The organism is Candidatus Cardinium hertigii (genome assembly GCF_050864855.1).
GTDB lineage: Bacteria > Bacteroidota > Bacteroidia > Cytophagales > Amoebophilaceae > Cardinium > Cardinium hertigii_C.
In genome coordinates this window covers 16,753-39,902 of sequence record NZ_JBOZWW010000051.1, presented here as the reverse complement: position 1 = coordinate 39,902, position 23,150 = coordinate 16,753, and the positions used below count along the sequence as shown (strand labels likewise).

The following is a 23,150-nucleotide window of genomic DNA, read 5'->3' as shown; positions in this document are numbered from 1 at the left end:
CATTACCTTTCATAGAAAACAACGTAGCAAAAGTACATTCCAGTCTACATGGAAGGCTATTCCCGGTATTGGGCCCAAGACATTAGCCGCACTATTAGAAAAATTGGGTAGCCCCAAAACGATTCAATCCAGTTCTTTATCAACCTTAGCTGGCATAATTGGGCCATCAAAAGCGAAACGATTGCATGACTATTTTTTAGACCAAGCCAATCTAGCTAAAAATAGCTGAAATATTTTATAAATGACAGCCTTACTGCGTGCGGTAGTAGTGATACCTACTTACAATGAACAAGAAAATATTGAACAGTTGTTGGCAGCTATTTTTGGCTTAAACATAGGGTTACATGTTCTAGTGGTAGATGACCACTCCCCTGATGGTACAGCAGAGGTGGTCATACGGCTACAATCCAATTACCCGGATGCATTACATCTTTTAAATCGATCTAAAAAAGAAGGGTTAGGCCGTGCCTATTTGGCCGGATTTGCTTGGGCACTGGCTTATCCTTATGACTATATTTGCACCATGGATGGAGATTTTTCCCATGCGCCTAGTGATTTGCCTCGACTTTTAACCAGGTGCGCCGATCCTACCATTGATATGGTGATTGGCTCGCGGTATATTACAGGTGGACGTGTGATGAATTGGCCATTGATGAGAAGGGTATTGTCCCACGTGGCCAACTGGTTGGCTCGATCTATTACAGGTATACCTATTAAAGATACCACTGCTGGATTTATCTGTTATCGGCGGACCCTACTCCATCACATTTTAAACATAGCTTCTGTAGGATATAGTTTTCAAGTAGAAATAAAATTTCTAGCTTATCAATATGGAGCCAATATAGTAGAGTTGCCTATTACCTTTATCAATAGAGTACGAGGGGAGTCCAAAATGGGTTTAATCATGGCAGGAGAAAGTTTTTTTCGTTTGATACAAATCAAATGGAAGAGCTGGAGGTGAGCAAGCATCTATTTAGGTCCAACCTCTACTTTAAGTATCATAACCTGCATTCAGATTATATACATTCTTTTTAGAGTTATATAAATTCTTTAGAATAAAGATTTACGACAAAAAGGACATTTGTATTTAGGATTATTGTCTTTTCCTGCCATGCTATTGTATGAAGCAATGACAGCATTTGCCATACAATCTATATGAAATACTATTTGATTACAGTCACAACCGGTAGTTAGTGCATAGCAATCATTGCTTCGTTGATTAAATTCAACTGTGCACAGCATACATTCGTCTTTGCACATTGCACATTCCTTATCTTGGCAATCTTTTCTCCATTCCGTCAACTCATTAAGTTCAACCAGTTTTACAACTTTTTTTAGCTTATTTATAGCTTCATCTGTGGAAATGGGCGGTGAGCATTTAGCCCTTTTCTTCTCTTCCTCCTTGTCTAGCAGCTTGTCGTATATTTTTGCTAACCGTGCTCTAATTTTTTTTGCCTCTTCAATTTCAGTAGGATCGTTTGATGCTTCCTTTCGTTCTGCTAATGCTTCTAGGGACGAGTATTCTTGCCATTGACGGTGTTCAAGTGGTATGGTAAACGCTTCTTCAATATAGTCGCCTGATTCTTCCCTTCCTTCTGCTAATTCTGATAGATACTCGTAGTTCCCGTATGTGGAGTCTGCAGCTAGCCTACTAAACGATTCCATGACGAAAGATTGCTGTCTTCTGATCTCTTGGGATGCTGTTCTTATAGATGCTTCTAATACTTGTTGTAGTTCTTCTTCACTTAAAGTATGCTCATTATTTCCTCTTCGTCTGTTCTCTTGGGATGCTGTTTCGATAGATGCTTCTATTGCTTTTTGTAGATCTTCTTCTTCACTTAAAGCATACAGATTATTGTCTCTTCTTATGGGTGCCCCTTGGCCTCCTATTCTTATAGACTCTTTTCGATCTTCTTTTTGATCTTGAAAACAATCTGCTTTTATTTTAGTGCTTGCTTTATCTAGATGATCCATGAAATGATTATGGTTCTTGTTTAATCTCTCGTTTAATCTCTGGGAGGTTATTGATTCTTTGTATTCGTAAGGTTTTTTGCCTTTATTTTTAATAATACCTTCAAAACAACTGCTACCAAAGAATAGAATACTAAATAATAGAACAACCTGATTTAGAAAAAATAAAGAACCTGATTTAGGTCTATTTATATAGTGGATCATATATATAAATTGAAATATTTTATAAATATATTAAGCAGATATGCTCTTTAAAATAGAGTTAAAAGTACTAGATTATAGATTTTTTTGGCGTATTTTAAGGCTAAAAAAATACCAAACCTTATTTTATAGCTACCGTATTTGTAATGTTTACCGTTTGTGATAGATTTTTTTATCTAACACTTGAATATACAAATTATTTTTTGTTTTTATTAAGTGCTATCTTTAAGCTTTAATAAAAAAATTAAAAAATATGGCTTTATACTGGACTAAAAAAATAAAATAAGAAAATTGTTCCGTAAGACTTTTAAATGCTAAGATAAAAAATCAGATTACTAGACTTTACGCTAGATGCTATCCTTAGATAGTAGTCTGTATGGAGGGTTGTAGGGCCAAATTAGGACATAATTGCGTAAGATAAAAAGTTTCTTTTTCTCTTATAATCAATTCTTCTTCTGGGTTTTGATCATTATAAGACAATAAATGCAATAGACCATGCACCATTACCATATAAAGCTCAGCTGCTATTTGGCGTTTATAGGTCTTCGCGTTTTCCCTCACCCGTTCAATGCTTATGTACACATCTCCCAAAATGGTTTTTGCATCAGTGGCATAGTTGAATGTGATCACATCTGTTAAAGTATCATGGCTCAGATAGGTGATATTTTTAGCATGTAAATAGGTATCCGGACAAAAAATAAAGTTAAGCTGGATTAAGGTGTAGCCTTCTTGGTGGATAACCCTTTCCAGCCAAGCAGAAATTTTTCTTTTCCGTCTTAATCTAAAACTAATTTCTTCTGAAAAATAATAAATATTCATTTTGATCTTATTATCTTGCCATACGGAACCGATCAAGTAAAGTTTTAGTCCAGCCCATTCGGCCCTAAATTACAACTTATTCTGTTAAAAAGATATAGCATGTATACTCAAGATCAGTTTGTGTCTATTGAGCCTAAACCCAGTCGTTGGCCCATTACCATACTTCATAAAAACCAAAAAACCTTCTTAACAGAAGTAGTGGATAAAAGTCTTACATCTTTGTGTGCACGCTATCCAATGGACGTAGTACTTTACCGAATATTGGCACAAACAACCTCGAGAGAGTTAGCCAGAATAACATCAGATCCATGGCATTGTGATCCCAAAGATGATCGCTCTTTTTGGGAAGGAATGGCAGCTGCCATTGCAAACAAAATGGAAGCAACAAAGCTTTTAAAAAGTGTTATAGAACGTTATGTAAGGGAAATTTGTAGCTATTTTAGTGTCCGTCATTATCAGTGTATAGCCAAAGGTGTGCACCATACTTTTGTTTATCTGCTGAAGCCCCATTGTTTGCGCTTTGGAACAAAACGCTGGACCTTTCCACACAAAAGGTTGCAAGAGAAATTTCATTTGATGGGGCAAAGGGATACCATTCGAGCGTTGGCCCAAATAGGGACTATTGTGTTGGTACCTACCCATGTGAGCAATTGGGATTCTGTAGTGATAGGATTGGCCATGCAACAATTGGGACTACCTCCTCTGACCTGGGGAGCAGGATTGAATTTATTTAACCATAAAGGGTTTCGTTATATTTTTAATAAACTAGGTACCTATAAAGTGGATCGGCGTAAAAAGACCATACCCTACTTACAAGTACAGAAAGATTACGCATCACTCATTCTGGAATGGGGCTGTCATACGCTATTTTATCCGGGTGGAACCCGTAGTCGTTTAGGTGCAATAGAATCTGATTTAAAATTAGGGTTATTAAGCACCCCTTTTGAGGCACAAGAACGTAATTTCCAAAATCAAGGAGCAAGTGCCAAGAAAGTTTTTATTTTTCCTATAGTACTCAATTACCACTGTGTATTAGAAGCCTGCCAATTGATACGTGAATCGGTTGAAATAGAAGGGGGTGAAACCTCTATGCATCGGCAAAATGATTGTTGCACCAATCTGCTCTTTAGTAAAAATGTATTATTTAAAGGGTCAGAAATATTCGTTAATATAGGCACACCATTAGATGTAATGGGAAATAGGGTAGATACAGAGGGACATAGTTACGATGCGCAAGGCCAAGCAATAGATTTATATCAACAGTTTCTAGATCTTCCCATCAAAACGGCTGATAGAAAGCGGTCAGATGACTATGTTAAAATGGTTAGCCACAAAATCGTAGCAACTTACTACGCCATGAATACCGTTCTAAGTAGCCATCTAGTAGCTTTTGTAGCCTATGAATTGGCTCAAAAAAGCCAAAATTTTTCCATGGATCTACCCCGTATCGTAATCCAGTATGCCGATTTTATGGTAGCATTTGGCCATACCTATGAAGCATTACAACAACTTCAGAGAGCAAAAAAAATCAAATTTACCCCTATTGTACAGCATGGTTCATTGGATGCTATTGCCCAAGATGGATTGGCTAAATTGGGCATCTATCATAGCCCACGACCACTGGTATTAGCAGAAGAAGGGAACCTACTTATTCAAGACCTTTTAACATTATTTTATTATCACAACAGACTTACTGGTTATGGGCTTCAAGCAATTTTCTCTTAACAATCCAGTAGCGGTTTTAGGGGCTGGGAAATTTGGTACAGCCGTTGCAAACTTAATTGCGCCTAATGTAGGCGAAGTATTCCTTTATACGCATACAGCAGCACGTGCTGCTGCTGGACAAATAAGTCGCACCATGGCAGCGCAACCATTGGCGGCTAATATTGTCGTGACAGATGATTGGGTAACCGTTTTGCGTTGTTGTCCGGTTATTTTTCCAATAGTTCCTGCAGCTAAATTTCGTGGATTAATGCAAGACATTGCTGCACATCTTAGACCAGACCACATATGCATACATGGCACCAAAGGGTTAGATTTGGTCCAATATGACGGCGTATTGACCAGAAGCCATCTGGCTACCATGAGTGAAGTCATCATGCAAGAAACAAAAATTCGACAGATTGGGTGTTTGGCTGGCCCCAATTTATCTGGAGATCTAGTTAAAAAAGATCCAGCGGCTACCGTCGTTGCCAGTGGTGCTGAAAAAGTCTTATCTATAGGGAAGCAGCTTTTAAGCCAAAATTGGTTCCGTGTCTATACAAGCGATGATATCCTTAGTGTAGAAATGTGTAGTGTGCTTAAAAATATTTTTGCCATTGGTGCAGGTATGCTACAAGGCATGGGGTACCAATCGAATACATATGCCCTTTTCATTACCATGTCTATTTCAGAAATGCATTATATGATGACCACTATGGGCATCGGTACCACTGCTTTATTCGGACCAGCTGGTCTAGGGGATCTTGTGGCTACTTGTGGCAGTACGGCTAGTAGAAATTATACAATTGGCTATCGTTTGGCAAAAGGTGAAAAGCTAAACGCCATTTTGCATGGCACAAGAGAGGTTTCTGAAGGGGTACAAACGGTTAAAATCATCCACCAACTTATGCAGTTTTATAGCGTGGAAGCGCCTATTACGCGACTCATCTACCGCATTCTTTTTGAGGCATTGCCATTGAAGCAAGGGCTTGCCTATTTAATGGGTAGGTCAGAAAACACTACCTATCCTACTGATGTACCCCCTATACTGCACTGACAGCTATAGATATAAAATATTTTGTACATTTAGGTTTAAATTTTTATGTTGCTTTTAACATACAACTTTTGTACATTAAAAAAATAGAGGCATTCTCCATAAACTGATGTTTCCAATTTTGAAGTGTTTTGGTTGTTACTCCATACTTGGACGATAGCTCTACTAACGTTAATGCTTCTTTCAATAAATCTAAAACTATTTTAGTCTTCTCTAATGAACTAAATTTTCTGACCTTTTTTCTTCCCATTTGATAAAATCCATTTTGAAACAATAAAACTATTAAAATAGGAAACATTTTAAACCATTCTTTGTCCAGTTTTTTCGGTCCATTATATTGGATAATTTTTATGCTAGGATAATTTTTATGCATGGTTAAAGTAACCTTTCAATAATTCATAGCATTTTGTATGTCCATTCTGTAATGCCAAATAAGCAGGTGTGCTATCAAATTTATTTTTCTTTGACAAAGCCCCCGCGCTTATTAGTTCTTGCACTACTTTAATATAACCATTTTGAGCAGCAAGGTGTAAGGGTGTATTTTTATACCGATCCAATACATTAATGTCTGCGTTTGCTCCGATGATAGCCCTTGCGCAAACTGCACAACCATTTTGAGCAGCAAGATGTAAAAGCGTTTTTCCTCCTTTTACTTTAATATTTACTTTTGCACCATGACGTATAAGCAATAAAACACAATCTATATGTTTATTTTTAACGGCAGCATATAAAGGAGTTTCATGAAACTGATTCGCTATATCTAGTTTAGCCTTGTTTTTGATAACTTTATTCAAAAGTGGTTGATCCTGAAACTTGTTTTTGATCTTTTTAGTGATAGCGTCCTGATTCTGATCTGCTTCAATCAATGCTTCTAGACAATCCAAATGACCATTAGCAGCTGCTAAATACAATGGACTTTCCTTAGCCCGATTGTAGACCCGAACCTTTCCACCTGCTTGTAGCAATTCTTTCAAACAAGCCAGATGTCCTCTTTTTGCTACTACATGCATAGCAGTAGCGCCTGATTTTTTTGCAGCATTTACTTTAGATTTTGCTTTGATAAGTGCTTGTAAAGTAATCAAGTCTCCTTCCCTGGCAGCAATATGTAGCGGTATAATGCCCCATTCATTGGGGATATTTACTGGTGCACCCGCTTTTATAAGTTCTAAACTAGCATCTATATTTTGAAATGCCACAGATACATGCAAGGGTGTATTTTTAAACCTATCGACAGCAGAGAGCTTAGCACCCGCTTCTAAGAGTATTTTTAAACATTTTATATTGCTGCTTTTAGTGGCCATATGTAATGGTGTAAAGCCTATATGGGTAGTAGCATGGGGATTTGCACCAGCTTTTAAGAGGGTAGCCAAACATTTATCATGTCCATAGAAAGCACTTAAATGTAGAGAAGTTTTATTGTGAAAATCTCCTACATTTATAGCTGCTCCTGCTTGAATAAGCTGATCGACACAAATAACATGACCCAATCGGGCCGCCCAGTGCAAAGGCGTTCGCTGCTTTTCACCTATTAATTGCACATATGTTTCATTAACGGCTATCAATGCTTGTAAACAAGCACTTTTACCACAATAAGCTGCCAAATGTAAAGGAGTATTTTGTTCTTTATTACGAACAGATGCATTACCTCCTTCCTTTAATAATAGATTCAAACAATCTAAATGACCATTTAAAGCGGCAGCATGTAAGGGTGTATTGAGACCTTCTACTGCGTGAATATCTGCTTTATAATGTAATAGTTCTTTTAATACAGCAAGGTTGCCATGTTGCGCCGCGCAATAAAGGGGGGTAATGCCATCTCGGGTAATCGCATTTAGGTTGGCATGATTATGGACTAATAACCGAATCGCTTCTACATTACCACTTTGTGCAGCAGCATGTAAAGGCGTAAACTTATCTTGCTTGGTAAATACTTCGACCTTTGCACCTGCACGTATTAGCGCTTCAATAGATAAAAGTGAACCTGATAAAGCCGCACAATGTAAAGGCGTAAGCTGTTCGTTATCAAATCCATTTACATATGCACCTTTTTGAATTAAGTAGTCTATACAGCGGGCTTTTCCCCCTTCTGCAGCAAGATGAAGTGGGGTTCTACCCCGGTAATCGGCAGACCGAATAGTGGCACCAACTGCAACCAACTCACGCATAATGGCCAAATGACCATTCTGAGCAGCAAAATAGAGGGGTGTCCTTCCTAGAGCATCCACTACATTGATTGTAGCACCGACATTAATAAGCTCTTGTACACAAAGCAAATGACCTTTGGCTGCGGCAATATGCAATGGAGTAATTTTATTTTTGTCCAATACTTGTATATTTTTACCATCAGCAATTAAAGAACGAAGACGGACTACATCTCCTTTAGCAGCTGCTAGATGCACTGCTATAGGCGCAACATGGCTTTGTATAGGTGGTGATTTAACAATACGTATTGTCTGATGAAGTGGTATAACCACTTGCTGGTTGTGCGCATAAATGGGATATATGGCGTGCATATATAACCCAATAGAAATTAGAAATAGGAAGACTCTTTTATTAAACATATTATTTTTTCGTAAATAGATAATTTATAGCTACGGTGTAAACTTTTAAAGTATAACCAACATTGTATGGTTACAGTAATAGCAAGCAATTTATTGATAAAAAAGAGGAAATTTTGATCGAAAAATCAAGTAAAAATTTAACAAAAATACCCATCATTTTATATCTTAACGCAGCATAAAGCGTTTGCTCAGCCTTGAATAAAGCAAACATCAAGTTGACCTATCCATTTATCTATTACTTGATAGCTACGCTATGCATTAAGCACCTCTAAACCAGTCAATTTTCTATTTGCTGCAATATAGGCCAGCAAAGCTCCTCCTCCTGTAGAAATATAAGAAACATGATTTTCATATCCTATTTGTTTAATAGCAGCAGCTGTGTCTCCACCACCTACTATGCTATAGGCACCCTGTTGCGTAGCTTTTGCAATGGCCTGAGCAACAGCCACTGTACCAGCCGCAGATTTATCCCATTCAAATATCCCTATAGGACCAGCCCATAATATGGTCTTAGCTTGTAGGATCAATCCAGCAAAGTGTGCTTGTGTAGATGGTCCAATATCTAATACATAGGTTCCATAGGGTATATCAGTAAGCGATAAGGTAGATACCATAGCTTTTACATCTATTTCAGGAGCAGTTATGACATCAGTTGGCAACCACAGTTGACAGTGGCTATGCTGCATCAACAGATCAAACAACCTAGTGGCAATCACCTCTGCTTGTTCATCGATACCGGAAAGATGTCGCGCCTGTTTTGCACGGAAAAAAGGTAGTACAAGGCCTCCAGCAATCAATATATGGTCTACATAAGGTATTAAGCCTTCGATAGGTTTTGCTTTATCTACCAGTTTATTACCCCCCATAATGACGATAACAGGAGATGATTCTTTTAAAAAAATTTTATCAATAGTAGCTATTTCCTGTTGCAATAAATAGCCGGCATATCGTTCTTTAAAATAAGTAGGTAATAAACTAGTAGAAACATGATTTCTATGGATGGTTCCAAAAGCGTCATTAATGTAGACATCTGCCAATCCAGCCAATTCTTGGGCAAAATGTTTATCATTTAATATTTCTTCTGAATGAAAACGTACATTTTCAAGTAATAAAACGCTTCCTGGTTCTAGTGCTTCTATCTGGGTTTTTACCGCTGCGCCTACACAATAAGGTACAAAAGCAATAGGTACTTGCAATAAACTAGATAGTGTAGGTAAAAGCTTACTTAATGAATAACGTAGATCATATCCATTTTTAGGCCTACCAAAATGGGTAAGTAAAATAGCTATTCCACCATCTTTTATTACTTTTTGAATGGTTGGTAAACTGCTCCGGATACGTCGGTCATCGGTAATCATACCCTGATCCGTTATAGGTACATTAAAATCAACCCGTATAAGTACTTTTTTATGCTTAAAAGAAATAGACTGAATACCAATCATAAAAATATATAATGACCTGCACAAAGATAATAAGAGAGAGCTAAATAGAAGTATGTTACAATACATACTTTTCTATTATAGTACATAAGCTAGAGCTGCTTTAAACTTTAATTCTGACTTCTTAGACCATTAATCAATAAGACACTTTTTCTAACAAGATTAACTTTTCTAAAATTTCTCAATATCAGGGTAATACGATATAAAGTAAAAAAATTAAATTTTTTATTGTATAATTTAATTAGTTACTTCTTTTTCTTATAAAAGTATCTAACATGATGTAGACAATATTAAAATTTAAAAAGGAAAGCCATACCATAAAGTACTAGCTTCAATATGAATTTTAATTAAATTAAATTAAAGTAAATTAAAGTAAAATAAAAATGAATCAATTTAAAATCTTGTTATGGTTTTATACCATAGCGATATATGGATGTAATCAAATTAGACACGCTACTCATATGAAAAATGCCGAAAAAAATCAGAAAGCTGGTAATATAAATACTACCCCTACTCTCCTTTCTGATCACACTAGTTCTAAAATTGCTGATGAAAATCTTAAGAGAGCTTACAAAAAGCAAAAAAAAGAACAATGCTGCACTACAAATATGGATTTTAATGAAAATATATCAAAATATATTGATGTTGATAGTAAGTTCGTGTCAAATCCTATTCCCGACTCTATAAGAAATGATATTCAAGTCTCAGCTTCACTAGTTTCCATGATGTATGGTCGGCGTGATGCCCTTATTGATCAAGCAATGCATTATGATAACCAGCTGGAAAACCGGATGCTTCAGGCTAAACATACAGCTAAAGATCAAGCTAAAACCTCTTTAGACGAAGTAGCTAAAAAACATAGGATTGATATTACTGATGATCACATTGAAATATTTATTAACGCTTATGAGAAGCATTATCATGATTGCTACGCTAAGATTTATAGTCAAGAGAACATTGAAGATTCAGAATATCAGATTATCATTGAGTATATAAATGAAATGAGGCCTACAGTTATTCAAGAACTTCACGAAGCTGTTTAAAGTACAAAATCAAAAGTTGCATCATATCTGTTGTGATTCGCTAAAGGATATATTGAGATTAATTTTTAAGAAGGCTAAAACTATCCTTTACAAAAAACTACAATTAAAAAGTTCTGGTAGATAGATAAAGGAAACCTTGCTAACTACCCCATCCTGCTCGATCTAAGCTACGATACTGAATGGCCTCTGCCAAATGTACCTCTGATATATTTGCACTACCCGCTAAATCGGCAATCGTTCTGGCTACTTTTAAAATTCTGTCGTATGCTCTTGCCGAAAGACCCAGCTTTTCCATGGCAGCTTGTAGCAGCTTTTGCCCAGCTATTGAAATAGGACAAAACATTTTAGTCAACTTAGAAGACATCCGTGCATTAGTATACAGTTGTATATGATCTTGAAAACGCTTTTGTTGTATGTGTCTTGCCTGTACAACACGTTCCCGAATCAGATGACTTGCTTCATTTTTTTTTGAAGCAGTCAATGTTTCAAATAATATAGGTACGACCTCTACATGGAGATCTATCCTATCCAATAGTGGTCCACTAACCTTATTCAGGTAACGTTGCACATGAACCGTACTACACATACATGGTTTTTCAGGATGGTTATAATAACCACAGGGACAAGGATTCATACTGGCAATAAGCATAAAGTTAGCTGGAAATTCAATGGAAAATTTAGCTCTTGAAATTACTACTTTACCATCTTCTAAAGGTTGACGCATAACTTCCAGTACGCTCCGTTTAAACTCTGGTAATTCATCTAAAAAGAGGACTCCATGATGCGCCAAAGAAATCTCACCAGGTTGTGGGAAAGTACCTCCTCCTACCAACGCTACATCACTAATCGTGTGGTGTGGTACTCGAAAGGGTCTTGTAGAGAGTAGTCCACCACTATTATTCATACGGCCTACTATCGAATAGACTTTAGTAGTCTCTAGTGTCTCAGCCAAAGTAAAAGGGGGTAAAATAGAGGGCAACCGTTTGGCCAACATGGTTTTACCTGCACCAGGAGGTCCGATCATAATAAGATTATGTCCGCCAGCTGCTGCAATTTCAAAGGCCCGTTTAATGTTTTCTTGTCCTTGTACATCGGCAAAATCTACTGCATATGCATCTGATTGGGCTGCAAAGAGTTTACGTGTATCTACCTCTATAGGATGAATGGAACGTTCTCCAGACAAAAATGCAATTGCTTCTGTAATATGGTTGACAGCAATGACTTCTATTTTACGTACCACACCCGCTTCTGGTCCATTTTTTTCTGGAACAATCATACCTTTAAATGCATTTTTATGGGCCTCAATAGCAATAGGCAATACCCCCTTTACAGGTCTAAGCGCTCCGTCTAAAGCCAATTCGCCCATAATAATATAAGTAGACAAACGAGATAAATTATATTGTTCTGAAGCATGCAAAATAGATAAAGCAATCGGTAGGTCATAAGAAGCGCCCTCCTTGCGTATATCCGCCGGAGCAAGGTTTACAATGACACGTTGCCGAGGCATCATACATTTAATCTGCTTTAATACAGACTCTATTCGGTGTTGACTCTCCTTAATAGCACTATCTGGAAGTCCTACCATAAATAAGCTTGTGCCATTGACAATGCTTACCTCTATAGATACAAGAAAAGCGTTTACACCATATACTGCACTACTGAAAGATCTAGTGATCATCTTAAAAAAAATTACTCAACAACAACAATAAGGTAGTAATTTTTTTTACCTTTTTGCACCAATAGATAACGATTATGCAATAAGATAAAATTGGGCTTTTGGTAAGGATCGGTTATCAATACCTTATTTACCTTTATTCCACCTGATGTGATCACCCGTCTTGCTTCTGACTTAGAGGCCATAATTAAATTTTCTGTAGCCACAGACAATAAAGATACTATAGAGTCTATTGCACCTAATGCAATACGTGTAATATGGACCTTAGGTATGGTTGTACAGACACACAATATATCTGCTTCGCTTAGGGCATAGAGTGCATCTATTGAAGCGGTATGGCTAAAAAGAATAGTACTACAGATTATGGCTTGCCTACAAGCTTCTTCTGAATGGACCATAGTGGTAACCATTTTAGCCAATTTTTGCTGTAAAAGCCTTGCTTCGGGTTTGGCTTGATGGGTTAAAATAAGTGCTTCTACTTCTTCTTGTTTAGCAAAAGAAAAAATTTTAATTAATTTTTCTACTTCATGATCACCACTATTCAACAAAAACTGATATAGCGCATAAGGAGAGGTTTGGGCTGGATCTAACCATATATTAGTGCCAGCATCTGTTTTTCCAAACTTAGTGCCATCCGAACGGGTCAGCAAAGGAGCAGTTATTGCAAAGGCATGAGATTGAGATTTTTTACGAATAAGCTCAACACCTGTAGTTAAATTACCCCATTGATCAGATCCACCCATTTGTAGGGTTACATTTTTATGTAGGTGGAGATGGTAGAAATCATACCCTTGTAACAATTGATAAGCAAATTCGGTATAAGAGATACCGGTCTCTATGCGTTTTTTTACACTATCTTTAGCCATCATATAGCCAACAGGTATATGTTTGCCTATATCACGTAGAAATCCTAGGAAAGAGAAGTCTTTAAACCAATCAAAATTATTTAACAAAATAGCTTTGTTGGGACCAGTAGAAAAATCCAAAAATTTTTCTAACTGTTTGGCAATAGATGCCTCGTTGTAACGCAATACATCTTCTGTTAAAAACAGGCGCTCTTGGCTACGCCCAGAAGGATCACCAATCATACCCGTAGCACCACCTACTAATGCAATAGGCTTATGTCCTGCTTCTTGAAAGTGTTTTAACAACATAATAGGAATCAAATTGCCCAGATGTAAAGAAGGAGCAGAAGGATCGAACCCAACGTATCCCGAAACCATACCTTCGTTGAGATGTGCTGCTGTACCTGGAACCATATCATGAACCATACCACGCCAGTATAAACTGGCAATAAAATCTTTCATAGCATCAAAAAATAAAAGAGCAAAATAGGTAATATTATAAAGAATGACAATAAAATAGCAGTTCTATCAGATGGTACAGTAGAACGTACAAAATATAAGCCAAATAAAATCATAGAGAGACATGTATAGAAAGTGTTTATTTTTAAATGATAGATCAGATAAACAAAGGAAAATATATATAAATAATATATATAAATTGGGTTTTATAGTGAAATTTTATTTTTAGGTTGATAATTTTGCATAAGCTAAAAAAAATTAACTTATTGGTATATGGTTAAATACACAAAATCCATTTCCTATGATCTGTAATAATCTTATAGCAATTTTTGTCCGTTTTTCAATAGTTTCTATTTTATACACCTGTTTATATGCTGGATCTTGTAAAAATAAAACGGCTGCTAACCACACTGATTGTATAGTTAACAAGGATGAACAAAAAGCCCACAGGACTTCTAATGGCTTAACAACAGATCCAAAGGAAGATGAAATAGCCTCAGAAAGAAAGGCAGATAGACCACCCATCTTTACCCTAAAAGAGATTACCATACAAGCTGGAAAAGAGCAATCTATACTACTAGCCGTAACTGGCGACACAGAAGGCTATGCCATTAAATCTTTTTCAGTAAAACAAAACAGCTCCTATCACACAAAAAAATTTGGCATTAAATTATTTAAAAACCAAACTATACCGCCTACTGGTTTATCCATTCCCTTAACTACTGACTCAAACTTAAAAACGGGGGCTTACAGATTGAGAATAAAACTAGGGCAAACAGGAAAAGGGAGCAAAACAACAGAACAATGCGTAGAATGTACGATTCATGTTATTGAAGATGAGGTAAAAAATGAACCACAAAATGGATCATATAGTGACGGACCACCGGTACAAGTATCGAATAATGAAACACTATTAGAAAATACTTCCAAAAACCATTCAACGCAAACGGATACCCCACCTGCCCCACTCAGTTTTACTGAAAAAAATATAGTTATACAAACTGGGAACAAAGAACCTATAGCGCTACAAGTAAATGGTAATACAGAAGGATATATTATTGATTCTATTTCAATCAAAAGAAATATAAATAAAAATAAGCAGTATATACACAAACCTATAGCAAGCTCTGGTTCGATTAATATAGGGACGCTATCTTTCTTAAATTCTGGTGTGCATGTATTAAAGATGAACATAAGCAGAGGAGAAGAAAATAGTGACAAACAATCGATCAAATGCACTATTGATGTTAAACCATGACTGTATGAGCTTGAAAATTTTATTTTACAGTTTTATGGTAATAACCGCTAGGGTATTATATGCTTGTTTTTTTATTTAAAGGCGTGTGGCTGTAATGCCTTTTTAATAAGTTCTTCAAGGGTAAGTGGGGTCAGTGTATCGGCCCGCACCGTTGCAATGGCTTTTTCTGCAACTTTTGGGGTCAGGCCCAATTTAGTTAAAGCCATTATGGCATCTTGATCTACTTTGCTTTCAGTCGGTTGGGGTACCAAGGTGTCTTGGGTATCATGCAACTTTTGCGCTTTATCCGAGAGTTCTAGTATCAATCGTTGCGCAGCCTTTGCGCCAACACCTTTAATGGAAGTAAGCAAACGTTCATCCTTACGTAAAATAGCTTTATGTAAAATAGCTGGATTCAAAGAAGATAAGATGGTCAAGGCAATCTTAGGACCAATGCTACCAACAGAGATAAGCTGCAACCACCATGATTTTTCTTCTAGTGTATAAAAACCATATAAGGTAGCAGCTTCATTTTTTACTTGCATAACCGTCAACAAGGTACAACTATCTAAAGTTTTTATTTGATCAAAAGTATATAAAGAAATATGTAAGCCATAGCCTACTCCCCCTACGTTTAAAATGACATAAGTAGGCTCCTTATATAATAATTGTCCTATAAGTTGTGCAATCATAGATGTAATACTAGAAGATTACTTCGACCTAGTACTTATTATATCTTAAGGATACAAAAAAATCATAGATGGATGCAATACGATTAGGATCTATTTTTTTTCTTATTATTGGCTTCAATAGCCGAAGCAATCCTAGACTGAAAAGAAAGTTTAGCACCTTGCTTCGCGTTTTGTTGTCTAGCCATCAATTTTTCCTTGATACCATTTGTATCGACCCAGTAATTTATAAATTTTTGTTGTAAGAAGGTCATCACATTAGAGATACAGTAGTAAAAACTCAACCCAGCAGGAAATGTATTCAGCACAACCATAAAAACAAAAGGCATTGTATAAGATAGTATTTTCATAGGTCCCTCTTTTGGACCACTTTGGTTACTAAAAATGGTTGATAGCGCCATTAATAATGTAAATAAACTTACATGATCGCCATAGAACGGGATGGTAAAAGGAAGCGTCATAATGCTATCATAAGTTGATAAATCATTTACCCACCAAAAAGAAGCTTGCCGCAGTGCAATAGCATGGGGGAAAAAATTAAACATAGCCAACAAAATAGGCATTTGAAGCAGAACAGGCATGCAACCACTTAATGGATTAATACCCAATTCTCTACAAAAAGAAGCCTGCTCAATCCGTTCTTGCTGTAGATCATGTTTATATTTCTCTTTTATCTTATCTAATTCTGGCTTTAGAAGTTTCATTTTAGCCATAGAGATAAAAGAACTATACGCAAGGGGTGCCAGTAACAACTTAATGATAAAAACCAATAAGAAAATAATTAACCCATAATTAGAAAAATATTTTTCCAGAAAAGAAAAAAGCGGAATAATTAGCCCTTTATTGACCCATCTGACAATAGCCCACCCCAAAGGTATATTTTGTTCAAATCCTTTTGTAACCTTTTTAAGAATTTTATAATCATTGGGTCCAAAGAACAAGACGAATTGGCCATGACCTGCAGCTTTATCTTTGTCAGATAAGGCAAGGGATAAAGCAACAGACTTTGTACTATCTGACGATACCGATGGTTGCATAGAAAAGTCTCCTAGCTTAAAAGCATCACCAGCAACAATCGCAGATGAGAAAAAACGTTGCTTAACACTCACCCATTTGATGGGTACTGCTATATGCTTTTTTTCAACTTCTGTTGAGGATTCTTTTAACTTATCAAAAGTCTCATTCAATAAATAATACTGCACAGTACTTCTAGCAATATCTGCTTTTGCATCGGTTTCTAAACTTTTCATAGCTATATCCCAACAGAAATTAGCCTGAGTATTTGCATTAAGATAGGGTTCCATGCCAACCGCATGCCAATCATAGTTGATTTGATAACTGGTACCAGAGAAAGTAAACGATTGCTCCAAGTATTGCGCAGAATTTAATACCAGTCGAAAAACGATTTTAACTTGTTCAGATTCTTTAAGTTTATAAACAGGACTGGCTTGGGTTTGAAAATATAAATCTTTGGTATCTACACGTAAATTTTGATAGGGAAAAGAAATGCCCATATGACTGCTCTGCTCATCCAATAAAACCAATTGTTCCCCATTTTTATCCTTGTACTGCTTTAGTACAACCCTTTTTATAGTACCACCTTTTGTACTCAGCACTACTTTAAGCAACTCATTTTCAACTGTTATATTTTTTTCTTCTCCCTGAAGCACCACCATGAAAGGAGTAGAAGCCAGCGGATTAGCTCCATTTGTTCTACTCAATGGAACCATGACTTGATCTGTAGCAGCAGTAGACGATACAACGGAGTGCGTTTCCGATTTAGGGTTAAAGAAATAAAAATAAATGAGTAAACCTGTTGATATCAAGAATAGTCGAACAATTTTATTTTTATCTAGAACCATATATAACAAATAAAGAAAAAAATCACATCTATTATCAGCCATAAAAATATGGCTGACTGCATTACACTTTTTTAAAGATATAGAAAAACAAATATAGTTATTCTTAACCAGAATAGTGTTACAGTGGGTATAAATAATAGCCGTTCTTTATCCCTATCTTGATCAGATTAGGACACTTCGATTCATTATCAATAGAGGAAATGAAAAATGAAAAGGAAAGCAAAGATAATCCCCTATTAGGTGTATTTTTTCAAAAAATATAATATAATTACACCATTATAATGGATCTATATTATAATCTTTGCCATACGTTATAGATTGATTTAATTTTATTTTTGATGTTAGTTGGTTAAACATACTGCTATCTATTGATGGTTAACGTTTTTTATACAAAAATTAATTTTTACAAAAAAATATTGACTTGATACAATATTTTTTATGGTAATCATTAAGCGCCTTTTAGAGAAAGCATTGGCAAAATTGCTTAATGAATGCTTTTGCTACTTCGCAAAACACCACTAATACCACGTTACCAATTATTTATTTTAATTTTAATTTAAAAGAGCATGAATATAGAAAAGATATCATTAGGAGAGGATTTTCCAAATGATTTTCATGTCATCATTGAAATTCCAATGCATCATGATCCTGTAAAGTATGAAATGGATAAGTCTTCGGGTGCTTTATTTGTAGATAGATTTATGCCAACTCCCATGTATTATCCTTGTAACTACGGCTTTGTACCCCATACCGCTTCCGGAGATGGGGATCCTATTGATGTGCTGGTAACAGCCAACTATCCAATTATATCCGGAGCCGTCATTAAAGCTAGACCTATTGGGGTATTATTGATGGAAGATGAATCTGGTTTAGATGAAAAAATTATTGCATTACCCATTAAAAAAATAGCCCCTGAATTTGCACATGTTGACCACATTGGACAGTTAAACACCCTCTTAAAAGGTCGTATTATACACTTTTTTAGCCATTATAAGGACTTAGATACGGGAAAATGGGTCAAGGTTAAAGGATTCGAAGGAAGGGAAAAAGCGATAGAACTTTTAATAGAAGCGGCGCAAAGGGCTAAAGGCCAATCGATTGGGTAATATATTTATTTTTGAGCATTATGAACCAAATAGGTGATCTATCAAATGGCTCCAATGATAGAACGCACAAAGCAATGGTACCTGGGTCTATGGAGCAAATGTATGAGCAGTGGTTTTTAGACTATGCTTCTTATGTGATTTTGGAACGTGCGGTGCCCGCCATAGAAGATGGTCTTAAGCCTGTACAGCGTAGGATTCTCCATGCCATGCAGCTCATTGATGATGGTCGTTACAATAAAGTAGCCAATATTGTAGGACAAACCATGCAATACCATCCCCATGGTGATGCTTCTATTACAGAATCCATTATAGCAATAGGTCAAAAAGAATTATTGATAGATACACAAGGGAATTGGGGTGACCCTCGAACAGGAGATAGTGCTGCAGCTGCCCGCTATATAGAAGCGCGTCTTGCGCCATTCGGCAAGGACATTTTGTATAGTCCAGAGATTACAATGTGGCAGCTCGCTTACGATGGTAGAAAAAAAGAGCCCCGTACTTTACCCGTTAAATTTCCTTTATTGCTTGCTCAAGGTGTAGAGGGCATTGCAGTAGGCTTGGCTACTAAAATTTTACCGCATAATTTTATAGAGCTGATAGAAGCTTCTATAAATCTGCTTCAAGGTAAACCCATTTGCTTATTTCCAGATTTTCCAACAGGTGGGTTGGCAGATTGTACCCATTACAATGGGGGTAAAAAAGGAGGGAAAGTTCGGGTACGTGCCACTATCGTAGTCCGAGATCAGCAAACATTGGTCATCAGCCAAATCGCTTACGGTACTACCACGACTAGTGTCATTGACTCCATTTTAAAAGCACATGAAAAAGGTAAAATAAAAATTAAAAATGTGGTGGATAACACTGCAGAACATATTGAAATTCTGATTCACTTGTTACCTGGTCAACAGGTAGAAACGGTTATAGATGCACTCTATCTTTTTACAGATTGTGAGATAAGTTATGCGCCTAATGCTTGTGTGATTCAAGACGAAAAGCCTGTTTTTATAACAGTGACTGATCTTTTGGCTTATACAGTAGCCCGTACAACCAATTTGTTGGAACAAGAATTACTTTTAGAAGAGGAATCATTAAGAGAAAAATTGTTTTTTTCCAGTTTAGAAAAAATTTTTATAGAAAACCGCATCTATAGAAAGATAGAGGGATGTACAACCTGGGAGGAAATACTTACCACTATAGGAGACCAGCTTACACCTTATGATTTGCATCGGCCCATTGTAGAAAAAGATTTGGTCCGTTTAACAGAGATTAAAATCAAACGCATCTCACAATACGATGGCTTTCGTGCACAGGAAACCTTAACCCAACTTCAAAGCCAGTTGGCTACTACCATGGTTCATTTACAAAACCTAAAGGATTACACCATAGCCTGGTATAGCCACTTGCTTCAAAAATATGGAAAAGGCCGAGCGCGAAAAACCATTTTAACCAGCTTTGACCCTATTGAGCCCCATGAGGTAGCAGTCAAGGATTACAAACTGTACGTAAACCGCAAAGAAGGTTTTATAGGCTATGCCCTTAAAGGAGAAGAATTTGTGGAAGTCTGTTCTGATATAGATGATGTGATTGTAATATGTAAAAATGGCCAATATGTCATCACTAAGGTAACAGATAAGTTATTTATAGGAAAAGATATTATACATGTATCCATTTATGAGAAAAAAGATACAAAACGTTGTTACAATGTAATTTATGTAGATGGTGCAACGGGTATTGCCTTTGCAAAACGGTTTCAAGTATTGGCTATTACACGTGACAAAACCTATGATGTCACTTTAGGCACAGCCGGTTCTAGAGTAGTCTATTTAAGTGATCATCCCAATGGAACAGCAGAGACTGTTACCATTATCCTTTCTCCTATAAGTAGAACCACTAAAAAGAAATTTGAATTTAATTTTTCCGATTTAGCGATAAAGGGACGTACGTCAAAAGGCAATATCTTAACCAAACATACCATTTATAAGGTACAACGCAAAAAACAAATCCGCTCTACATTGGCAAATGTAGCACTTTGGTACGATGGTGCTACAGGGCAAATAGCGCCTAATGGAAACGGAAAATTACTGGGTATATTGGGACCAACCGATAAAATACTTTTGGTATTTAAATCAGGTGACTATATGATTACTGCTTATCCAATTTCTTTTCAACTAGCTCCTGATCAAGTGCTCCTTATAGAGCCATTAAGGGATGGCCATTTGCTATCAGTGGTCTATTACAATACCGTACAGAAGAATTATTTTGTGAAACGGTTTGTAATAGATAGGCCTGTTTTAGATAAAAAATATAATATATTTATTTCAGAATCAAATATTTGCATTTTAAAGCAGGTTACTGCTGCTGTAGCACCTAAATTGAAATTGCATTATTGTATAGACCCTACTGGTCATGAAAAGCGTTCAATCATCTACGATTTGGAAAAAGTTGCCGTTAAAAGCCCAAAAGCAAAAGGAATATTGCTCTCTAAATACACGATTACACAAGTAGATGTATGGCATGAATAGTTTTTAATTTTCATTAAGATGCAGTAAATTTATATTGTCCCAATATAGATGTAGATAGCGGTATAATGGTCTAGTAATGTAGTACCAATTTTATGAGAAATATTTTTGGAGGCTATTTAAAGGATTTCATTTGCTTGTTTTTAACATATACATTGGAGTAGTTTTAAATTTTAAATAACGATACAATGAAAAAGACGATACAAAAACTTACAAAGTTGGTTGCATTATCGGTATATTTGGTCGCTCATGACCCTGTATTTGCTGCCCCCCTTCAAGCTAATGAAACAGAGCAAGGTGGATTTTTCGATGTAAATAAAGAATCTCCGCTACATTTTGGTGTAAAGTCTTTTATAAAGTCTCCTGTTAAACATATTCAGACGAGTGATCCTAAGTTGCAGGCTTTTGGTCTAGAAGGTGGATTGGGGCCTTTTATAGAATGGAAGCCATTAAATGGTATTGGCATCCAAATTGGTGTATTGTATAGTCACAACCGTTTGTTTGTATGTAATAAGGGTATACTCATGCTACCATGCTTGTTTTCTACTGATAAAAACATGATGTCTTTTAAGTCAGAGGGATGGAAATTTCATGCACTCAGCATTCCATTGTCTGTTAGGTTTTATCCAGGAGATTCAAAAGAAGGGTTTGCATTACATGCAGGGGTCCGTTATGTAATCCCTATCGGTAAGACAAAATCATACGAATTTGAAAAAGGTGATCGTCCTATTTTCGCATTTTTGCTTGGAAATAAAGCTCCTCAATATAAGCAGAACATCGAAAATCATCTTACTTTAGATTTTGGGTTTGATTATACTTCAACATCAGGATTAATAATGGGCATGAATGGTTTAGGATTTCAACTAGGCTATGATTTTAGCAAACTGCTTGTACAGCCATAATTGATTACATATTATAATATATAAGGTAACTGTAAATAACGATACAATGAAAAAGACAATACAAAAGATTGTAAAACTGGTCGCCTTATCGGCATATTTAGTGAGTTATGGCCCTACTTTTGCTGCTACCCCCCAAGCTAATGAAAGAGAGCAAGGTGGATTTTTCGATGTAAATGAAGCATTTCCCCTACATTTTGGTGCAAAATTATGGAACAAATCTCCTATAAAAGAGATTCAACATCGTCTTGCTCTTGGTCATGAACTCGCAATAGGTCCCTTTCTAGAATGGAAGCCATTGAATGGAATAGGCCTTCAAGCGGGGCTAATGTATGTTTATAATCATTTGGGCACAATAGGTATGTCGGGGGGAAATTTAGTAGACGGTTGGTCTGGTAAGACTACGCCAAGAAAAAACGCTCCCCCCTCGACCAACATCGATTGTGATATCGTTAAATTCCATGCAATTAGTATTCCTTTGTCTATTCGGTTTTATCCAGGAAGTGACCGACAATTTGTATTACATATAGGACCTCGTCTGATGATCCCTTTTAAGGGTAAGCAAACTTATTATGATAGTTTTCCCATCCCTGATACTAAATCGGATTTAAAAGCTAGATTCGAAAAAATATTCGAAAAGTTTAACTCAGAGCAAATATCTAATGACGTTACAATTGGCTGGCACCTTACTTGGGATTGGGGATTTGCCTACAATACAAAGTCGGGATTTATAATAGGAATGAATGGACTAGGACTTATGTTGGGTTTTGATGGCAGCAAATTATTAGCTCACTAGAGGAGGTAGTATCACTTTTAAATACATAAATAAATAAAAATGCCCATTGAGTACTTTTTAAAAGGAGACTCAATGGGCCATATGAACAAGGCTACTATCCCATACAATGACTTCAGTGTAGTAGTTGGGAGGATGATGGTAAAAATCTTTACACGGCCCTTTGACCTATCTTTTTAGTGCAAATTTTCTAGTTCTCTCTACTAGGTAATTTAGAGAATTTTTTGACCTAGAGTCTTTCTTGAATTGAATAATTAGATATATTTAATCGAGACAT

General features: G+C 36.3%; 19 protein-coding genes. 10 read left to right on the top strand and 9 right to left on the bottom strand.

Annotated elements, in window-relative coordinates:
• Together ACRRVB_RS02645 and ACRRVB_RS02640 are read left to right on the top strand one after the other, a co-directional pair.
• Positions 1-229: helix-hairpin-helix domain-containing protein (locus tag ACRRVB_RS02645; protein WP_432466438.1), on the top strand; the 229-nt coding region annotated here is incomplete at its 5' end.
• Positions 230-241: 12 nt separating this feature from the next.
• Positions 242-961 carry a polyprenol monophosphomannose synthase gene (locus ACRRVB_RS02640; RefSeq protein ID WP_432466437.1) on the top strand — a complete coding sequence of 240 codons (720 nt, stop codon included), beginning with the start codon at positions 242-244 and terminating at the stop codon, positions 959-961.
• 89 nt (positions 962-1,050) lie between these two features.
• Here ACRRVB_RS02640 and ACRRVB_RS02635 read toward each other — a convergent pair whose 3' ends face one another.
• Together ACRRVB_RS02635 and ybeY are read right to left on the bottom strand one after the other, a co-directional pair.
• Entirely contained in the window at positions 1,051-2,175 is a 1,125-nt protein-coding gene (locus ACRRVB_RS02635; protein WP_432466436.1) for a hypothetical protein, read from the bottom strand.
• Positions 2,176-2,532: 357 nt separating this feature from the next.
• Positions 2,533-3,027 carry an rRNA maturation RNase YbeY gene (gene ybeY, locus ACRRVB_RS02630; RefSeq protein ID WP_432466435.1) on the bottom strand — a complete coding sequence of 165 codons (495 nt, stop codon included), beginning with the start codon at positions 3,025-3,027 and terminating at the stop codon, positions 2,533-2,535.
• A 63-nt stretch (positions 3,028-3,090) separates the two neighbouring features.
• On the opposite strand from ybeY, the gene ACRRVB_RS02625 reads away from it, so the two are divergent.
• Complete coding sequence (locus tag ACRRVB_RS02625) at positions 3,091-4,716, top strand: 1-acyl-sn-glycerol-3-phosphate acyltransferase (RefSeq protein ID WP_432466434.1); 1,626 nt, start codon at positions 3,091-3,093, stop codon at positions 4,714-4,716.
• Positions 4,691-5,749: an NAD(P)H-dependent glycerol-3-phosphate dehydrogenase gene (locus tag ACRRVB_RS02620; protein WP_432466433.1), complete on the top strand. Its 1,059-nt coding sequence runs from the start codon at positions 4,691-4,693 to the stop codon at positions 5,747-5,749. The genes ACRRVB_RS02625 and ACRRVB_RS02620 overlap by 26 nt, the downstream gene beginning before the upstream one ends.
• A gap of 43 nt (positions 5,750-5,792) precedes the next feature.
• On the opposite strand, the gene ACRRVB_RS02615 is transcribed toward ACRRVB_RS02620, so the two are convergent.
• The 3 genes from ACRRVB_RS02615 to ACRRVB_RS02605 form a co-directional block, all read right to left on the bottom strand.
• The gene (locus ACRRVB_RS02615; protein ID WP_432466432.1) at positions 5,793-6,119 is read right to left on the bottom strand and encodes a transposase; all 327 of its coding nucleotides are present in this window, start codon (positions 6,117-6,119) and stop codon (positions 5,793-5,795) included.
• Positions 6,112-8,259 (bottom strand): ankyrin repeat domain-containing protein, encoded by a 2,148-nt coding sequence (locus ACRRVB_RS02610; protein ID WP_432466431.1) that lies wholly within the window; start codon positions 8,257-8,259, stop codon positions 6,112-6,114. The genes ACRRVB_RS02615 and ACRRVB_RS02610 overlap by 8 nt, the downstream gene beginning before the upstream one ends.
• Before the next feature lie 299 nt (positions 8,260-8,558).
• Positions 8,559-9,749, bottom strand: coding sequence for a phosphoglycerate kinase (locus ACRRVB_RS02605; protein ID WP_432466430.1), 1,191 nt, complete (start codon positions 9,747-9,749; stop codon positions 8,559-8,561).
• A 380-nt stretch (positions 9,750-10,129) separates the two neighbouring features.
• Here ACRRVB_RS02605 and ACRRVB_RS02600 point away from each other — a divergent pair, with 380 nt between their 5' ends.
• Entirely contained in the window at positions 10,130-10,789 is a 660-nt protein-coding gene (locus ACRRVB_RS02600; protein WP_432466429.1) for a hypothetical protein, read from the top strand.
• A 139-nt stretch (positions 10,790-10,928) separates the two neighbouring features.
• On the opposite strand, the gene ACRRVB_RS02595 is transcribed toward ACRRVB_RS02600, so the two are convergent.
• Positions 10,929-12,467: a YifB family Mg chelatase-like AAA ATPase gene (locus ACRRVB_RS02595; RefSeq protein ID WP_432466428.1), complete on the bottom strand. Its 1,539-nt coding sequence runs from the start codon at positions 12,465-12,467 to the stop codon at positions 10,929-10,931.
• Between the two features lie 11 nt (positions 12,468-12,478).
• The gene (gene tyrS / locus ACRRVB_RS02590; RefSeq protein ID WP_432466427.1) at positions 12,479-13,771 is read right to left on the bottom strand and encodes a tyrosine--tRNA ligase; all 1,293 of its coding nucleotides are present in this window, start codon (positions 13,769-13,771) and stop codon (positions 12,479-12,481) included.
• Between the two features lie 298 nt (positions 13,772-14,069).
• On the opposite strand from tyrS, the gene ACRRVB_RS02585 reads away from it, so the two are divergent.
• Positions 14,070-15,026, top strand: a complete 957-nt coding sequence (locus ACRRVB_RS02585) for a hypothetical protein (protein WP_432466426.1) — start codon at positions 14,070-14,072, stop codon at positions 15,024-15,026.
• Positions 15,027-15,097: 71 nt separating this feature from the next.
• On the opposite strand, the gene ruvA is transcribed toward ACRRVB_RS02585, so the two are convergent.
• Positions 15,098-15,697, bottom strand: a complete 600-nt coding sequence (gene ruvA / locus ACRRVB_RS02580; RefSeq protein WP_432466425.1) for a Holliday junction branch migration protein RuvA — start codon at positions 15,695-15,697, stop codon at positions 15,098-15,100.
• A gap of 83 nt (positions 15,698-15,780) precedes the next feature.
• Positions 15,781-17,598, bottom strand: a complete 1,818-nt coding sequence (gene yidC / locus ACRRVB_RS02575) for a membrane protein insertase YidC (protein WP_432466424.1) — start codon at positions 17,596-17,598, stop codon at positions 15,781-15,783.
• 524 nt (positions 17,599-18,122) lie between these two features.
• On the opposite strand from yidC, the gene ppa reads away from it, so the two are divergent.
• The 4 genes from ppa to ACRRVB_RS02555 all read left to right on the top strand — a co-directional run bounded on the left by ppa (position 18,123) and on the right by ACRRVB_RS02555 (position 22,876).
• Positions 18,123-18,662 (top strand): inorganic diphosphatase, encoded by a 540-nt coding sequence (gene ppa / locus ACRRVB_RS02570; protein ID WP_432466423.1) that lies wholly within the window; start codon positions 18,123-18,125, stop codon positions 18,660-18,662.
• Positions 18,663-18,682: 20 nt separating this feature from the next.
• Entirely contained in the window at positions 18,683-21,184 is a 2,502-nt protein-coding gene (locus ACRRVB_RS02565; RefSeq protein WP_432466422.1) for a DNA gyrase/topoisomerase IV subunit A, read from the top strand.
• Positions 21,185-21,369: 185 nt separating this feature from the next.
• Complete coding sequence (locus ACRRVB_RS02560) at positions 21,370-22,083, top strand: hypothetical protein (RefSeq protein ID WP_432466421.1); 714 nt, start codon at positions 21,370-21,372, stop codon at positions 22,081-22,083.
• A 46-nt stretch (positions 22,084-22,129) separates the two neighbouring features.
• Positions 22,130-22,876: a hypothetical protein gene (locus ACRRVB_RS02555; protein WP_432466420.1), complete on the top strand. Its 747-nt coding sequence runs from the start codon at positions 22,130-22,132 to the stop codon at positions 22,874-22,876.
• Positions 22,877-23,150 lie beyond the last annotated feature (274 nt).

What these genes read in the sequence shown, in the direction of transcription:
- ACRRVB_RS02640 (WP_432466437.1), top strand. Translation starts at nt 242, where the DNA reads ATGACAGCCTTACTGCGTGCGGTAGTAGTGATACCTACTTACAATGAA.
- ACRRVB_RS02635 (WP_432466436.1), bottom strand. Translation starts at nt 2,175, where the DNA reads ATGATCCACTATATAAATAGACCTAAATCAGGTTCTTTATTTTTTCTA.
- ACRRVB_RS02625 (WP_432466434.1), top strand. Translation starts at nt 3,091, where the DNA reads ATGTATACTCAAGATCAGTTTGTGTCTATTGAGCCTAAACCCAGTCGT.
- ACRRVB_RS02620 (WP_432466433.1), top strand. Translation starts at nt 4,691, where the DNA reads ATGGGCTTCAAGCAATTTTCTCTTAACAATCCAGTAGCGGTTTTAGGG.
- ACRRVB_RS02615 (WP_432466432.1), bottom strand. Translation starts at nt 6,119, where the DNA reads ATGCATAAAAATTATCCTAGCATAAAAATTATCCAATATAATGGACCG.
- ACRRVB_RS02610 (WP_432466431.1), bottom strand. Translation starts at nt 8,259, where the DNA reads ATGCACGCCATATATCCCATTTATGCGCACAACCAGCAAGTGGTTATA.
- ACRRVB_RS02605 (WP_432466430.1), bottom strand. Translation starts at nt 9,749, where the DNA reads ATGATTGGTATTCAGTCTATTTCTTTTAAGCATAAAAAAGTACTTATA.
- ACRRVB_RS02600 (WP_432466429.1), top strand. Translation starts at nt 10,130, where the DNA reads ATGAATCAATTTAAAATCTTGTTATGGTTTTATACCATAGCGATATAT.
- ACRRVB_RS02595 (WP_432466428.1), bottom strand. Translation starts at nt 12,467, where the DNA reads ATGATCACTAGATCTTTCAGTAGTGCAGTATATGGTGTAAACGCTTTT.
- tyrS (WP_432466427.1), bottom strand. Translation starts at nt 13,771, where the DNA reads ATGAAAGATTTTATTGCCAGTTTATACTGGCGTGGTATGGTTCATGAT.
- ACRRVB_RS02585 (WP_432466426.1), top strand. Translation starts at nt 14,070, where the DNA reads ATGATCTGTAATAATCTTATAGCAATTTTTGTCCGTTTTTCAATAGTT.
- ruvA (WP_432466425.1), bottom strand. Translation starts at nt 15,697, where the DNA reads ATGATTGCACAACTTATAGGACAATTATTATATAAGGAGCCTACTTAT.
- yidC (WP_432466424.1), bottom strand. Translation starts at nt 17,598, where the DNA reads ATGGCTGATAATAGATGTGATTTTTTTCTTTATTTGTTATATATGGTT.
- ppa (WP_432466423.1), top strand. Translation starts at nt 18,123, where the DNA reads ATGAATATAGAAAAGATATCATTAGGAGAGGATTTTCCAAATGATTTT.
- ACRRVB_RS02565 (WP_432466422.1), top strand. Translation starts at nt 18,683, where the DNA reads ATGAACCAAATAGGTGATCTATCAAATGGCTCCAATGATAGAACGCAC.
- ACRRVB_RS02560 (WP_432466421.1), top strand. Translation starts at nt 21,370, where the DNA reads ATGAAAAAGACGATACAAAAACTTACAAAGTTGGTTGCATTATCGGTA.
- ACRRVB_RS02555 (WP_432466420.1), top strand. Translation starts at nt 22,130, where the DNA reads ATGAAAAAGACAATACAAAAGATTGTAAAACTGGTCGCCTTATCGGCA.